This window comes from Teredinibacter turnerae T7901, from assembly GCF_000023025.1.
GTDB lineage: Bacteria > Pseudomonadota > Gammaproteobacteria > Pseudomonadales > Cellvibrionaceae > Teredinibacter > Teredinibacter turnerae_B.
Genome location: NC_012997.1, coordinates 592323 through 605772 on the forward strand (window position 1 = coordinate 592323; position 13450 = coordinate 605772).

Annotated in this window: 15 protein-coding genes; 7 read left to right on the forward strand and 8 right to left on the reverse strand. The window is 53.5% G+C overall.

Going from position 1 to position 13450, the window contains the following annotated elements; all coding sequences use genetic code 11:
- Positions 1–15: 15 nt before the first annotated feature.
- Both gluQRS and dksA read right to left on the reverse strand, forming a co-directional pair.
- Positions 16–951, reverse strand: a complete 936-nt coding sequence (gene gluQRS / locus TERTU_RS02500) for a tRNA glutamyl-Q(34) synthetase GluQRS (protein ID WP_015816982.1) — start codon at positions 949–951, stop codon at positions 16–18.
- A 41-nt stretch (positions 952–992) separates the two neighbouring features.
- On the reverse strand, positions 993–1433 hold the full coding sequence (gene dksA, locus TERTU_RS02505) for an RNA polymerase-binding protein DksA (RefSeq protein ID WP_015818383.1): 441 nt from the start codon (positions 1431–1433) through the stop codon (positions 993–995).
- Positions 1434–1752: 319 nt separating this feature from the next.
- On the opposite strand from dksA, the gene sfsA reads away from it, so the two are divergent.
- The gene (gene sfsA, locus TERTU_RS02510) at positions 1753–2454 is read left to right on the forward strand and encodes a DNA/RNA nuclease SfsA (RefSeq protein ID WP_015818351.1); all 702 of its coding nucleotides are present in this window, start codon (positions 1753–1755) and stop codon (positions 2452–2454) included.
- Between the two features lie 26 nt (positions 2455–2480).
- Here the strand turns inward: sfsA and TERTU_RS02515 are convergent, their stop codons facing one another.
- Together TERTU_RS02515 and TERTU_RS02520 are read right to left on the reverse strand one after the other, a co-directional pair.
- Positions 2481–2798: a Rieske (2Fe-2S) protein gene (locus TERTU_RS02515; protein WP_015817896.1), complete on the reverse strand. Its 318-nt coding sequence runs from the start codon at positions 2796–2798 to the stop codon at positions 2481–2483.
- 45 nt (positions 2799–2843) lie between these two features.
- Positions 2844–3131 carry a TfoX/Sxy family protein gene (locus tag TERTU_RS02520; RefSeq protein ID WP_015819829.1) on the reverse strand — a complete coding sequence of 96 codons (288 nt, stop codon included), beginning with the start codon at positions 3129–3131 and terminating at the stop codon, positions 2844–2846.
- A gap of 243 nt (positions 3132–3374) precedes the next feature.
- Here TERTU_RS02520 and TERTU_RS02525 point away from each other — a divergent pair, with 243 nt between their 5' ends.
- Both TERTU_RS02525 and TERTU_RS02530 read left to right on the forward strand, forming a co-directional pair.
- A complete protein-coding gene (locus tag TERTU_RS02525) occupies positions 3375–4061 on the forward strand; it encodes a M15 family metallopeptidase (RefSeq protein ID WP_228378308.1) in 687 nt (228 codons plus the stop codon).
- A complete protein-coding gene (locus TERTU_RS02530; RefSeq protein ID WP_015816969.1) occupies positions 4055–4705 on the forward strand; it encodes an HAD family hydrolase in 651 nt (216 codons plus the stop codon). Before TERTU_RS02525 ends, TERTU_RS02530 begins: the two co-directional genes overlap by 7 nt.
- Before the next feature lie 93 nt (positions 4706–4798).
- On the opposite strand, the gene TERTU_RS02535 is transcribed toward TERTU_RS02530, so the two are convergent.
- On the reverse strand, positions 4799–5059 hold the full coding sequence (locus TERTU_RS02535; RefSeq protein ID WP_015820265.1) for a hypothetical protein: 261 nt from the start codon (positions 5057–5059) through the stop codon (positions 4799–4801).
- Positions 5060–5322: 263 nt separating this feature from the next.
- Here TERTU_RS02535 and TERTU_RS02540 point away from each other — a divergent pair, with 263 nt between their 5' ends.
- Positions 5323–6084: a hypothetical protein gene (locus TERTU_RS02540; RefSeq protein WP_228378246.1), complete on the forward strand. Its 762-nt coding sequence runs from the start codon at positions 5323–5325 to the stop codon at positions 6082–6084.
- Here the strand turns inward: TERTU_RS02540 and ppa are convergent.
- Positions 6081–6629 carry an inorganic diphosphatase gene (gene ppa, locus TERTU_RS02545; protein WP_015816923.1) on the reverse strand — a complete coding sequence of 183 codons (549 nt, stop codon included), beginning with the start codon at positions 6627–6629 and terminating at the stop codon, positions 6081–6083. The two genes, TERTU_RS02540 and ppa, sit on opposite strands and share 4 nt — an antisense overlap.
- A gap of 575 nt (positions 6630–7204) precedes the next feature.
- Here ppa and TERTU_RS02550 point away from each other — a divergent pair.
- A complete protein-coding gene (locus TERTU_RS02550; RefSeq protein WP_015817421.1) occupies positions 7205–10132 on the forward strand; it encodes a response regulator in 2928 nt (975 codons plus the stop codon).
- Between the two features lie 5 nt (positions 10133–10137).
- On the opposite strand, the gene TERTU_RS21945 is transcribed toward TERTU_RS02550, so the two are convergent.
- Entirely contained in the window at positions 10138–10380 is a 243-nt protein-coding gene (locus TERTU_RS21945; protein WP_155238689.1) for a DUF6316 family protein, read from the reverse strand.
- A 154-nt stretch (positions 10381–10534) separates the two neighbouring features.
- On the opposite strand from TERTU_RS21945, the gene mpl reads away from it, so the two are divergent.
- Both mpl and TERTU_RS02560 read left to right on the forward strand, forming a co-directional pair.
- A complete protein-coding gene (mpl, locus tag TERTU_RS02555; RefSeq protein ID WP_015820703.1) occupies positions 10535–11968 on the forward strand; it encodes a UDP-N-acetylmuramate:L-alanyl-gamma-D-glutamyl-meso-diaminopimelate ligase in 1434 nt (477 codons plus the stop codon).
- Positions 11961–12590, forward strand: a complete 630-nt coding sequence (locus tag TERTU_RS02560) for a flavin prenyltransferase UbiX (RefSeq protein ID WP_015818407.1) — start codon at positions 11961–11963, stop codon at positions 12588–12590. The genes mpl and TERTU_RS02560 overlap by 8 nt, the downstream gene beginning before the upstream one ends.
- On the opposite strand, the gene TERTU_RS02565 is transcribed toward TERTU_RS02560, so the two are convergent.
- Positions 12579–13415, reverse strand: a complete 837-nt coding sequence (locus tag TERTU_RS02565; RefSeq protein WP_228378247.1) for an FHA domain-containing protein — start codon at positions 13413–13415, stop codon at positions 12579–12581. The genes TERTU_RS02560 and TERTU_RS02565 overlap by 12 nt on opposite strands.
- Positions 13416–13450 lie beyond the last annotated feature (35 nt).

The window sequence follows — 13450 nt, forward strand, 5'->3', positions numbered from 1 at the left end:
CGTGTCGGCAATACCTTACAGGTTCTCGGGTGGCTCTGGGAATTTACCCTGATATTCCGGCGGTGCCATTCTATCCTCTTTTGGCAGCCGATTTACCTGCCATTGGCTTATCGCCCAGGCAAGTATGTCGTCAAGGCTGCTGATTGCAAGGTTTGTTTCGGTGACTTCTCCGTCTATTAGGCCGAGCAAACTGCAGCAGGCGAGCAGATTGTGTACCGGTTGTGTATCGGCAACCGCTTTAGCGCGATTCTGCTTGCTGAGCTTGTTGCCAAGGTTGTCGACCACCAGTGGGGTATGCACATAGCGCGGTGGTTCAGCGCCGAACACGTTAAACAGCAGTTGCTGGGCGGATGTCATGGGTGCGAGGTCGCGCCCCCTGACTACGTGAGTAATGTCCTGCGCGATGTCATCGGCGACTACTGCCAGCTGGTACGCAAACAGGCCATCTTTACGGTGTACGACAAAGTCCTCCAGCTCTCCAAATAACATCGCATCCTCTGCTGCCAACTGGCTGCAGCAGCGACTAACGTCCAGCCGTATTGCGGCGGGAACATTCTCCGCAGGTGGTGAGTTGCGGCAATGGCCGTCATAGCTGGTGCCAAGGGATTTCAGCCGTGCGCGGGTGCAGGCACAGCGGTAACTCAGCTTTGCCGTCGAGAGCTCATCCAGTCGACTTCGGTAGCGCGCGTGACATCGACTTTGGAAAAGCGGCGGCTCATCCCAATGCATGCCGTGAGCTGCGAGCGTGGAGAGGATGGCCGAGGAGGCCCCAGGTTGTTCGCGAGGCGGGTCTATGTCTTCAATTCGGATCAGCCAGGCGCCTTTGTTGGCGCGTGCATCCAGAAAGCTTGCCAATGCGCATAACAGGCTGCCTAAGTGCAGCAAGCCCGAAGGCGATGGCGCAAAGCGGCCCCGGTAAACCTTGGCTGGGTTGGGTAAGTCGTGGTACACAAGAAAAAAGGCGACCTTGTGAGTCGCCTGTTTTGCAGAAATTAAAGAGAGGTTTGCTTTTCTTTGATTTCGTCGATCGTTTTACAGTCAACGCAAAGAGTCGCTGTCGGGCGGGCCTCGAGGCGTCGAACGCCGATCTCGACGCCGCAGCCATCGCAATAGCCGTAGTCGTCGGTATCTAACAGTTCAAGGGTGCTGTCAATTTTCTTGATCAGCTTGCGTTCGCGGTCGCGGGTACGCAATTCGAGGCTGAATTCCTCTTCCTGGCTTGCTCTATCGGCCGGGTCGGGGAAATTGGCTGCCTCGTCTTTCATATGGCTAACGGTGCGATCAACTTCCTCCATCAGCTCTCGTTTCCAGGCTAACAGAAGCTCACGAAAGTGGGCTTTCTGTTTGTCGTTCATATACTCTTCACCTTCCTGCTCTTGATAAGCCGGAATGTCGCGAAGAGCGAAGTTGGTTTTTGCTTGGGATTCAGGCATAAACTTTGCGCCTCATTGCTAACGTCGCACACACATGGGGTTACCCAATTATTTTTCAAGGTTTGGGCTTGCGCCTCACCTCATTTTCGGTTCGTTGTGCACCCCCCAATCTGCTTTTAGTGGCCGGAAGGCCGTGTCTGAGCAGAATCAAGCGGTGAAAGCTACCAGATTCATTTCTCTCACGCCAGCAATTTCAACCGTTTCAGCAGGGTAAATTGGTTAAAATGTTGGGCTTTGTGCCAGGCACCCGATTTATGGCAAATGCCCTTTTGCTTCCAGTAAAACATCGGGCGTTTGTACGATTTTATGAGGACTCTAGATGCTTTTCGAACCGCCACTCATTTCCGCCACCCTGGTTCGCCGCTATAAGCGCTTCTTGGCCGATGTCGTACTTGCATCCGGTGAAGAGATAACCGTGCATTGCCCCAACACTGGCAGCATGAAAAATTGTGTGGTGCCGCATAGCCCCTGCTATCTATCTGACTCCAACAATCCAAAACGAAAATACCGCTATACCCTCGAACTGGTGACTACACCTGATGGCGATCTTGCGGGTGTGAATACCGGGCGCGCAAACGCTCTGGTCGAGGAGGCCATTCGCGCGGGCGTGGTGCCGGAATTGGCGGGCTATCAGATTCAGCGCGAACAAAAATATGGGGAAGAGGGCAGTCGAATAGATTTGCTGCTAAGCCGTGGCGAAGAGCGTTGTTTTGTAGAAGTTAAAAATGTCACCTTGGCCGAACCCGGAGGCCAGGGGCTGTTTCCCGATGCGGTGAGTGTACGCGGGGCGAAACATTTGCGCGAGTTGATGTATGTTCGTGCTCAGGGGCATCGCGCAGTACTATTTTTTTGTGTGCAGCACACGGGGGTTAATCTGGTGTCGCCAGCAGACGATATAGATGCAGTGTACGGCCAATTATTGCGTGAGGCTGCCGGTGCAGGGGTGGAAATTTTTGCGGTGCGAGCTACGCTTGGCAGCTGTGAAATAAAGTTACGCGAACTGTTACCGGTGGTGCTTTAGTTTCTGTCACGTGTTTGCGAAACAATTTATTCAGCAAAGACATCCTGCGCAATAATGTTGATGTTAATTGGTTGTAAGTGCTCACCGTTACAGGGGCCAGAAATACATTCGCCTGTTTCGATCAGAAACAACGCGCCGTGCGTGGCACACTGAATTAACTCGCCATCATCGTCGAGAAAATTGTTTTCCTGCCACTCCAGCGGAATACCCAGATGCGGACATGAATTGACGTAGGCGAATATCTCGCCATCGCGCTTGACGGCAAAAGCTGGCTGGTTTTTGTAGGGGAAGGAAACTGCTCCACCTTCCGGTAGAGCAGATAGAGAGAAAAGCTTGATACTCAAAATTACCTCAGAGAATTAACAGCCCGTGAGGGCGGAATGGGGGAGCTACGCGGATTCAGTGCTTTCGGCCTCTTCCACCAATTGCTTTTTTAAATCGGGGGACAAATCGTTCCAGTGCACATCCATCAATGCGCCCTGCAGCGCGTAAAGCATGACTTTTGAGACATGAATCCCGCGGGATTTAATACGCTTGTAGGCTTCAACGGCCCCCATTTTAGATAAGTCTTCGTAATTGTTAACGCCAATTGCATGTAAAATATTAACTGACGCCATACCGAGATTTTTTAACCCCAACAGCTCCCCGTGAGGGCTGCGGCCATTCGTTGTATTCATCACATCCGATCTCCAAGGTCGTTATTATTAGAATCGATTGGATTTGTGTGTATCGGCAGGAGTGCTGGATATTGGGTGACAGGAACCTGCCGTTTATTGCAGCAAATAACACAGCACATGTTGTCCGACCCTGTTAGTTTATGAGCGCTTAATTTGGAGCTTAGCACTTCCAGCGCCGATTCATTAACTAACAGCAAATTAATCATACAGACTTATGACACCGACGCAAACTGAATGCCAGGAGTGCGCCTTTTGAATACCTCGCTTTTTGCCCAGTTGACCGGGCAGACGGACACCCACATTGTCAGCAATGCAACAGACTGCCCTGTCCACAAAGCACTGGTGGAGCCGTGGTGTCTGCTCGCTGAGCGGGCGGCGGCGCGAGGGATACAAATGCGGGTCGCAAGCGGCTTTCGCAGTTTTTCCAGACAGCTGATGTTATGGAACGCTAAAGCCAATGGCACGCGCCCGGTGCTGAATGATCGCAGCGAGGCAATTGATGTGGCGACGGTAGACGACGAAACGCTGGTTTTCGCCATTCTGCGGTGGTCGGCGTTACCGGGTGCATCTCGCCACCACTGGGGGTGCGACGTAGATGTTTACGACGCAGCGGCGGTGCCTCGCGATTACGCTCTGCGCCTGGTACCGGAGGAGTATTTGCCTGGCGGGCCATTCCAGCTCTTGAGCCGCTGGCTGGATGAATCCGGTTTAATGGATGATGGTTTTTTTCGTCCCTACGCGGAGGATCGCGGTGGTGTGGCGCCTGAACTCTGGCACCTGAGTTATCGTCCTTTGGCGGATGAGTTTGCCTCTGCGATGAATCAAGCGCAGTTACAATCGCTTATCGAGAATACGGACATTGCATTGAAAGACGCTATTCTCGACAACTTTCATTCAATCTATAGCAAATTTGTGGTTTTGCCGTGTTAGTAATTTTTGATTGTGATGGCGTGCTCGTGGACAGTGAACCGCTTGCCGCCGCCGTTTTTTCTGCGGAGCTGGCGCGCCTGGGGCTGTCCATGTCTGCCGACGCGTGTTATCGCGAATTTCACGGCCATTCCCTGGCCTATTGTTTTGACTGGATTGAGCGCAAGTTTGACTGTCGGTTGCCCGACGCATTTGCCGCCCAGCTCAGCGTCGCAACTGATAGTACCTTCAGCCAGCAGCTGCAGGCAGTACCCGGCGTTAAAGCTGTAGTCGAGGAGCTTGAGCGCCGCCATATCAGCTATTGCGTGGCATCCAACGGTGGGCACAAAAAAATTGCCAACTCTCTGGCGATAACGGGATTGGCGCGCTATTTCAGCCGAGACAAAGGTAATTGCTTTAGTGTCGATGATGTTGCGACCGGAAAGCCTGCGCCAGACCTTTTTCTGTACGCTGCTGAGTCGATGGGCGTGCCGCCGGCCTTCACCACGGTGGTTGAGGACTCCGCTGCCGGAGTACGAGCGGCAACAAGTGCGGGCATGCATTTGTTTGTTTACGATCCGATGGAGAATTTTGCTGCGCAACCAGACTTGCGAAAGTTCGCTCGAATGCAGGATTTATTGGCGCTACTACTGCCAAGAGGCTGCTAACGCGTCTTTTTTGCTACCTGGGGCCTGTTGGCAATCTGCGACGCTATCGCAATAGTGGTCAGGTTTTCGCAAAAGTCTCAGCTGCCCGACGGACTAGCCCGATGCATCGCTGTGCTGAGCAGCGTGTTGATTGCTGATCATATCGTGATTTTCCAGCCATTTAAGTACGGACAGGCGACTGGCGAGCATTGATTCGTAGGTCGCTAATACCGTACGGCTGGGCGAACGCATTTTTTTCATACGTTCGATTTTACTTTCGAGAAATGCGATGTCTTCGTGGATCTTGGTGGTTATCGCGGTGACGTGAATACGTTGCTGGCCGATAGCCAGAATTTTGTCGCTTTTGGGTTCCATGACAGTCTTGCATCGCGTTCTTGCGTTAGCGGAAAAAGCCGCAAAATTGCGGCTTCAATGGCGAAAAGTATGGGTAGAATTGCGCTCGTTTACCAGCGGTCATTCGTGCCAAAACGTGTCAGATAATGTCTGTTGGGTCAGAAGATAACGCCGCACACCTGCGATAGTTTGAGTAAACGCCGTTGGCGTTATAAAGTACTTATAAACCAATGATGGTGATCGCTCTCTACCGACGAGAGCCGCTCACCCAAGTGCAGGGCATCATGACGCAAGACAAATACGATCTGGTATTTAAAGGTCAGTTGGTGAAGGGCGTTGAGCTGGCAGTAGCGAAAAACAATATTGCCAGTCTTTTCAAAATTAACGCTGCCAAAGTGGACGCAATGTTTTCCGGTAAACCACTGGTTTTGAAGCGCGGTCTCGACGCTGATGCGGCAAACAAGTATCGCGTTGCCATCAAAAAAGCTGGTGCCCTGGTTGATATAGTGCTGGTGCGCGAGGCAAAAGTCAGTGGCAAAGCAACCTTCGCGGTGCCCGACAGCGACACGCCGGTCCCGGAAAAACCCGTCGGCGCTATTCCTGGAACTATCCCTGGTACGTCACCTTCTTCAAGCAGTCCGGCTACGGGTCAACGAAACCCCGCACCTGACGCATCTGCTGCCACTGAATCTGCAGGGTTGTCATTGGCGCCATTAGGCGCAGAGATGTTGCCTGCAACTGCGCGTCAGCCGGACCCTGTTATTTCAGTCGATACATCGGCGTTGAGCTTGCGGGCGGTTGGAGGAGACTTGCTGGACGCCAAAGAACGACAGTCGAGTGCACCCGAGGTGCCTGTGCCAGTCACCGATTTTGGATTGGCCGATGTTGGCGCTCCCGTGTTGCGGGCGGAAGAGCGGAAACCCGTGCGAGCGGTGGACGTGGACATCTCCGGGTTGGCAATGGATTTGTCTGAAAGTAATCTTGCACCACCCCAGCCGGCACCACCAGCGGCACCGGATGTGAGTGGTCTTCAGCTCGAATCTTAGAAACGCGGTGCGTCTGGTTGATTCTTGTAGTTCGCGATCGCGTCGAGAATTTCTTGCTTGGCGGCGTCTACATCGCCCCAGCCATCAATTTTTACCCATTTGCCTTCTTCGAGGTCTTTGTAGTGCTCGAAGAAGTGCGCTACGCGATCCACTTTAATTTGCGACAGCCCTTCAATGCTGTGTACGTGATCGTAGAATTTGGTCACGGAGCTGGCAGGGACCGCCAGAATTTTTGCATCTTCGCCGGACTCGTCAGTCATTTTCAAAACGCCCAGTGGACGGCAGGGAATAACGGAGCCGGGCAGTAACGGACGATTCATGTAGACCATGACGTCAGCGGGATCGCCATCTCCACACAAGGTATGTGGGATATAGCCGTAGTTGCAGGGGTAGTGCATAGCGGTACCCAGCACGCGATCCACAAATAGCGCCCCGGACTCTTTGTCCACTTCGTACTTGATGGGTTCTCCACCCATTGGGATCTCAATGATAACGTTAACGATATCCGGCGCATCATCGCCAGTTGGAACGAGGTGCAAGCTCATAGTGACTTCCTGGTTATTTGTGGTTTATCGTGAACTCGATAAAACGGGGGTTGGACAAAGTTTCCATTTCCTGGGTTTGGAAACAATGTGAATAAAGCGGGGCGGGATTGTAACATAAGCTCTCGGCATCTCAATCGTGCCCCCACAGGGCCAGCCGGGACGCCGTTCACTGCCCTCGGCATATGGCACCGGGGCACAAGCCGAAGGCTTATAGCTCGCATGTGATTTGATAAGGGCAATATTCTGAGAATGTTACCTGTTAGACAACTGTGAAAATTTACTGGCTGAATTTGGCGTAATTTGAATTTGTCGCCAGCTTAGAAGCTATATTAAAAATAGCGATTGAAAAGAGTGCTTCTCACTATATCCCGTGCCTGCTACATCCGTGTCAGCGGTACAAGCGAGACGCGCCCAGGACATGTGCAAGAACTTGTGCAGGAGTAAGCACAAGGGGAACGCCAACAACCCGAATCGGCGTTGTTGTGCACCAGAACCTCGGTTCTCCCTTTAGCTCACACGCGGTATCGAAATGGCTCTCGCAAGGGCCGTGAGCGTGATCAGGGAAGGAGTTAAGCGTGACAAACCCGGGTGTAGCGCGCTCGCCAGGCCGAACTGGGCTGGCGCCGCATGTACCGATTAATTTTGTTCTCGGCATTACGGCGCTGTGTGCGTTGCCTCTGCTGTGCGATTTAGCCGGGTTCTCTTTTGTCGTTACCAACCCTCCTGTACTTCCCAGTAGTGCCACTTCCCAGATTACACCCGCCATTCTCGCTCACGCGCTGCTCGAAGGTGTCGCGATAATTATGGCTCTGCTCAGTGGCGCGCTGGCGCTGAGTCACTATCGGATCAGCCGTAAAATAATTGCACCTATCCTCGGGTTGTCCCTGTTGTGCGCAGCGTCCATGGACCTGTTTCATACTTTAGTTTCGTTGCGCCTGGTGGATACACAAACGGCCAGTAACGCGATGATTTCGTTCAGTTGGGCCGTTGCCCGCATTGTCAGTGCTGTGGTACTGCTGGTGGGGTTAACTCTACTGATGCTCACCGGTCGCGGGCACTTGTCCGCGCGCATGGCGAATCTCCCGTATGTGCTCGGGCTGATTTTCTTCTTACTCGGCATTGGTTTAATTATCACGCTGGTACGCTGGCCGGAATTGCCGAACACGCTGTTCCCAGAACGTCTGTTGAAACACCCTCTGGATGTGGTGCCGCTGCTGCTGAACCTTGCGGTTGGCGGGCTTCTGCTCGTGCGCTTGCTCCGCCGCCAGGGCGATGTACTCGCCGAGGCACTGCTGGTGAGTTTGCTGCCGATGCTGGCGGCAGAAATTTATATGATTTTTGGCTCCAGCGCCTTGTACGATCATTATGACTTTGCCGCGCACGGCCTGAAAATACTCAGCTACAGCGTGCCGTTTGTGGGGTTGTTGCTCGATCACCACTATACCTACCATCTGGATACGCTGAAAACCAATCAGCTTCATCAGACTTATCGCGAGCTGCAGGAACGCACGCACGAGCTGTTAAAAAGCCACCGCAGTCTGGAGGAATCCAACCGGTTTAAAACCGAGTTCCTCGCCAGTGTGACCCACGAATTGCGTACCCCGCTCAATTCGGTGATCGGTTTTAGCCGGGTGTTGTTGAAGTCTCGTTCCAACGAGCAGAGTTCTAAAGAGCACCGTGCGGTGGAGGCAATCTTCCGCAACAGCACACACTTGTTAGGGGTTATTAACGACATCCTCGATCTGTCGAAAATAGAGACCGGCTCTATTACGCTCGAAAAATCTGAATTCCTGCTGAGCGATGTCATCCAGGAAGTGTTTGAGATGTTGGAGCCGCTCGCCGACAAGAAACAGCTCACGTTTCAGTTGCTGAACTACGCGCGGAATTTACGCCTGGTCAGCGACATGGCCAAATTGCGGCAAGTGTTGATTAATCTCTGCTCGAACGCGGTGAAATACACCGAGCGCGGCTCTGTAGTGATCTGTATTGAGCGGGCGGACCACGAAGAATTGGGAGAGGTGGTCAAAATCAGTGTGCGGGATACCGGCATCGGCATCGAAGAAAGTGAGAAAAACAAACTGTTCGTCGAATTCAGTCGCACCGAGGCCGCTATAAACAGTGGTGCCGAAGGGACCGGACTGGGGTTGATGATTTCAGCGAAGCTGGTACAGGTACTCGGAGGTGCGATCGACTTCGACAGTGAATTCGGCGTCGGCAGTGAATTTCGCGTGTGTTTTCCAACTGCGCTGAGCGCGACCGAGCAATGGACCGCGCAAGTGGAGGGCGATGTGCTTGCGTCCGGTATTCGCGTGGTGTGCGGCGAGCCGGACCCAGACACTGCGCGCTATTTGGAGATTGCGTTTGATCAGGAAGGCGTCCAGGCGGTCAGTGCGCCAACACCAAAAGCGCTGATCTCGCTGGCTGAGGAGCATATGCCTGATGTGATATTTTTTGACACCGGCCGCGGTACGTTCGACCAGCAGTTGTTACTTGCGCAACTTGCTGCACACAATCTGCTGAAAGACATTCCTAAAATCGCAATGTCGGATAATCACGACGACGAGCGAAATGCGCTGCGCAACGGCGCCGATTTGTTTCTCGCCAAACCCTTTAATTCAGAAGATTTAGTGGAGCGGGTCCGGCGATTGGTCTACCGGGATATATCGAGCGTGGTTCTTATCGGTGTAGAGGACGAGCATCAAGAGCGCCTGGCGCAGTGTTTTGATGACATGTCCGTGCATACGTTTTTTGTGGCGGACCATCGATTAGCGCAGGAGAAGTTGTCGCAATTTTTACCTGACATGGTGGTTGTCAACCTGGGCAACCCCAGAGTTGAGTCTGCGCGATTAGTCGTCGCTTTAACCAATGACGAACATCACGCCCGGTTGCCGGTTATTTTGTACAACGGGCTTGAAACCGACGTATTGACCCGCCACGATAGTTTGACCCGTTGGGAAGTGCGTGAAGTTGAGCCGACCTGTTTTACCCTGGTGGACGCCTTTCTCGGGGTGAGGCGACGCATACGTCAGCGCCTGATGCACATTGAAGATGTTAACCGGCGGTTACAAATCGAAGATGTTCCCGACTCCGGTGCCCGCACAATACAGACGCCCGCCAAGCTGCCTGCGACTAACGTTCTGGTTGTGGATGCCGCTTCCGACAGCTCTGCGATAATTGGCTGGTTGTTGCAGGATATGCAGCTTGGACACGATCTCGCCAGCGGAGGTCGCGATGCACTTAAGCGCGTGTTGGAGAAAAATTATAAACTTATTTTTGTCGCGCTGGATCTACCGGATTTACGTGGCCGCGAGGTGGTTCGCCGGTTGCGGGCGACCAATACCTACCGCAACACGCCCATAGTTGCCATTAACAGTGATAACGAAACGGTGAGCGAAAAAGAACTTCAGGAGATTGGCTTTAACAATGTAATTCGCAAACCTATCGATGGCGATCGTTTACTGGATGTGCTGTCAATGTATATCGAGCTGCGGGTAACGTCGTAAGGTCATTAATGGAAGAAAAAACGCTCGCCTGCGCGACGCCTTGCGCTGGCGTAAAGTGCTCCCTGCATTGGGTTCACCTGCATATACCTGATATAAAGTTTCAAGCCATTTGCGGCAGAGGAGCGGCTCGGATAGGGTCCCACCTCAACACCTTCTCTGGTCGAAAAATACCATTGGCCATCGACGCGAAAAAAACGTTCCGAACGATACCAAACCCTGTCTTCCGACTCCCCACGTCTCACGTTCATGACAATACCTTGCCGCTCAAAATCCAGCCCGTAAGAAAAAGTATACGCGGGCGGGAAAACAGGCTTTAGATTAAATGATCATTTGTGGCTGCCGGCGATATAGCGGCTAGCGGGGCATGGTGCGGATGCCTGTTTGACAGGGGCGTGGTAAAGTTTGTCGCTTTATTATCATTGGAACGCGCGTGAGCGCAGAGCAGAATTAATGCATATTCACATTCTCGGCATATGTGGGACTTTTATGGGCTCCCTTGCGCAGCTGGCTCGGGCCAAAGGCTATCGGGTTACTGGCGCTGACCACAATGTTTATCCGCCCATGAGTACTCAGCTCGAACAGGCGGGTATTGAGTTGATTGACGGTTTTGGCCTGGAACAACTTAATCTTAAACCGGATGTATTTGTCGTTGGCAACGTGGTGAGCCGTGGTAACCCGTTGATGGAAGCGATTTTGGACGCAGGCCTGCCTTATGTATCCGGGCCGCAATGGCTTGCGGAAAACCTGCTGCGTGGTAAATGGGTACTCGGTGTCTCGGGTACCCACGGCAAAACCACCACCGCAACCATGCTTACCTGGATTCTGGAATATGCCCACATGGCGCCGGGATACCTCATTGGTGGTGTGCCTGGCAATTTCGCCACCTCTGCACGACTTGGCGAAAGCGATTTTTTTGTGATTGAAGCGGATGAATACGACACCGCTTTTTTCGACAAGCGTTCCAAGTTTGTTCACTACCAACCGCGCACATTAGTGATTAACAACCTGGAATATGACCATGCGGATATTTTCCCTGATCTTGCTGCGATACAGACACAGTTTCACCACCTGTTGCGTACTGTGCCAAATAACGGCCTGGTGATTTCGCCCGCCGGGGACACTGCCGTTGAACAGGTCATCACCCGCGGCTGCTGGACGCCACGGCAGACCACCGCGCTCGCAGCTAATGCCGATTGGTTGATTGCTGAGCGGGATGCCGCAGGCACCCGGTTTACGGTGGCGTTTGGCGGCCAGGTTGTTGGTGAGATCAGTTGGTCGCTCACCGGTTCACACAATATGCGCAACGCGCTCAGTGCGATGGCCGCTGCGCGCCACGTGGGCGTGGTTCCCGAGCTTGCCTGTGCCGCATTGTGTGAGTTTAACGGAGTGAAACGGCGGATGGAGGTGCGCGTCGACTTACCAAGCGTGACGGTGTATGACGACTTTGCCCACCACCCTACGGCGATTGCCACTACGCTCGAGGGGTTGCGCGCGCAAGTTGGCGATGAGCCGATTCTTGCGGTAATTGAGCCGCGCTCGAACACTATGCGGTTGGGGGTGCACCAGGCATCACTTGCGGCGGCAACGGAACCCGCCGACGCGGTTATTTGGTTTCAGCCCCCCGGCATGAACTGGTCGCTCGAGTCGGTGGTGGCCGCTGAACATCGGGTGATGCAGGGTACGGCAGAGATCATTGAGGCAGTCCGCGCCTATCTGGCACAAGCACCAGCAAAAACCCATGTGGTGATTATGAGCAATGGCGGGTTTGAGGGGCTGCACCAGCGGTTGTGTAATCAACTTGAACGCGATGCCGGTGGAGAGAGTCGAGATGCCTGATCAATATGCTAAAACCGTAACCCTCGCTTTGACCGGCGCGTCAGGTGCGCAGTATGGCATCAAGTTGTTGCAGTCGCTGGTAGCCGCTAACTGCCGGGTATACCTGTTGTTGTCGGAGGCTGCACAGGTCGTGTTGCGGGTGGAAGCCGGTATCGACGTACCGCAGGCTCTCGCCGAGCAGCAGGTATTCATGGCGACATTGTGCGGTGCAACCGAGGGGCAGTTACAGGTGTTCGGCGCCAAGGATTGGTTCTCGCCGGTCGCCTCTGGGTCGAGTTCAGTGTCGTCGGTGGTGGTCTGTCCATGCAGTGGCGGCACGCTCTCGGCAATTGCCAATGGTGCGAGTAACAACCTGATCGAGCGGGCGGCGGATGTGGCGTTAAAAGAGCGCCGCCAACTGATTTTGGTGCCACGCGAAGCACCCTATTCGGAAATCCACCTGACCAACATGTTGGCGTTAACCCGTATGGGGGCGGTGATTATTCCTGCGAGCCCTGGCTTTTATCACGCCCCCAGCACCATTGAAGATCTTATCGATTTTGTGGTCGCACGAATTCTCAGCCAGTTGGGGTTGGAACAGAGTCTAATTCCGCCCTGGGGTGAAGCGCCGTCAGAGCAATAACACACGGGCGAGCACGGCAGCGAGCAGCAGCACCAGCAAAAAAGCGATAAACCAGGTGACCCACGAGCTGGTTTGCGCGGCTGGCTCTTCGCGATTACCGGGCGAGGTTGGCGCGGTTTTCCAGCGTTTTTGCTCGGCTGGCGTTCGCGGCTTATCTGTGTGATCGCCCGGCAGCGGCGTTTGCTGGGGGCGTGTGGCCGATTTATGGAGTCGAATTCCGCGGCCGAACAGGCGGAAGCTGTACACGTCCAAGCGGATTTGATCCCCGGCTTTTAGCGGTGCCCGCTCCACTTTTTTATCATTTAGAAAGGTGGAGTTTGCAGATTTTAGGTCTTCAAGGATGAGTTCGGTGCCGCTCACGCGTGTTATGCGCGCGTGTTCACGGGAAAGGTGAGTGCCGGCAAATACAATGTCGCACTGCTTGCCGCGCCCTAATAACAAGCTTGACGAAGTGCTGAAATCCAGTGGAAATTCCTGACCGGCGAGCCAGCTGGAATCGCCGATCAGCGACCAATATTCGTTGCCATCGGCAAGGGTTTCTGCAATCGGGTCCATGACCTCGAATTCCAGATTGCCCAGGCGAAATGAATCACCACAGGATATTGGCCTAGCGTTAACCCTCTCTCCGTTAACATAAGTGCCAGTTGCGCTGTTTAGATCGCGCAACACTATCGCGTCCTTTTCTCTTTGGATGCGAGCGTGATTGTTGTCCACCGACGGATCTTCCAGCGTCAGGTTGTTAGTGTCGCTGCGGCCGATAGTGAAATTGCGCTCGGTCACCCAGAAAGGTGCGCGATCAAAATTGAGGGATCTAATTTTTAACATATTGAAATATGTATGGTGGATTCTTGTCAGTATAA

Excerpts from the sequence above, each read along its gene's own strand:
- sfsA (WP_015818351.1), top strand. The coding sequence starts at position 1,753 with ATGCTTTTCGAACCGCCACTCATTTCCGCCACCCTGGTTCGCCGCTAT.
- TERTU_RS02560 (WP_015818407.1), top strand. The coding sequence starts at position 11,961 with ATGCCTGATCAATATGCTAAAACCGTAACCCTCGCTTTGACCGGCGCG.
- TERTU_RS02520 (WP_015819829.1), bottom strand. The coding sequence starts at position 3,131 with ATGAATACAACGAATGGCCGCAGCCCTCACGGGGAGCTGTTGGGGTTA.
- dksA (WP_015818383.1), bottom strand. The coding sequence starts at position 1,433 with ATGCCTGAATCCCAAGCAAAAACCAACTTCGCTCTTCGCGACATTCCG.
- TERTU_RS02565 (WP_228378247.1), bottom strand. The coding sequence starts at position 13,415 with ATGTTAAAAATTAGATCCCTCAATTTTGATCGCGCACCTTTCTGGGTG.
- ppa (WP_015816923.1), bottom strand. The coding sequence starts at position 6,629 with ATGAGCTTGCACCTCGTTCCAACTGGCGATGATGCGCCGGATATCGTT.
- TERTU_RS02540 (WP_228378246.1), top strand. The coding sequence starts at position 5,323 with ATGACGCAAGACAAATACGATCTGGTATTTAAAGGTCAGTTGGTGAAG.
- TERTU_RS02535 (WP_015820265.1), bottom strand. The coding sequence starts at position 5,059 with ATGGAACCCAAAAGCGACAAAATTCTGGCTATCGGCCAGCAACGTATT.
- TERTU_RS21945 (WP_155238689.1), bottom strand. The coding sequence starts at position 10,380 with ATGAACGTGAGACGTGGGGAGTCGGAAGACAGGGTTTGGTATCGTTCG.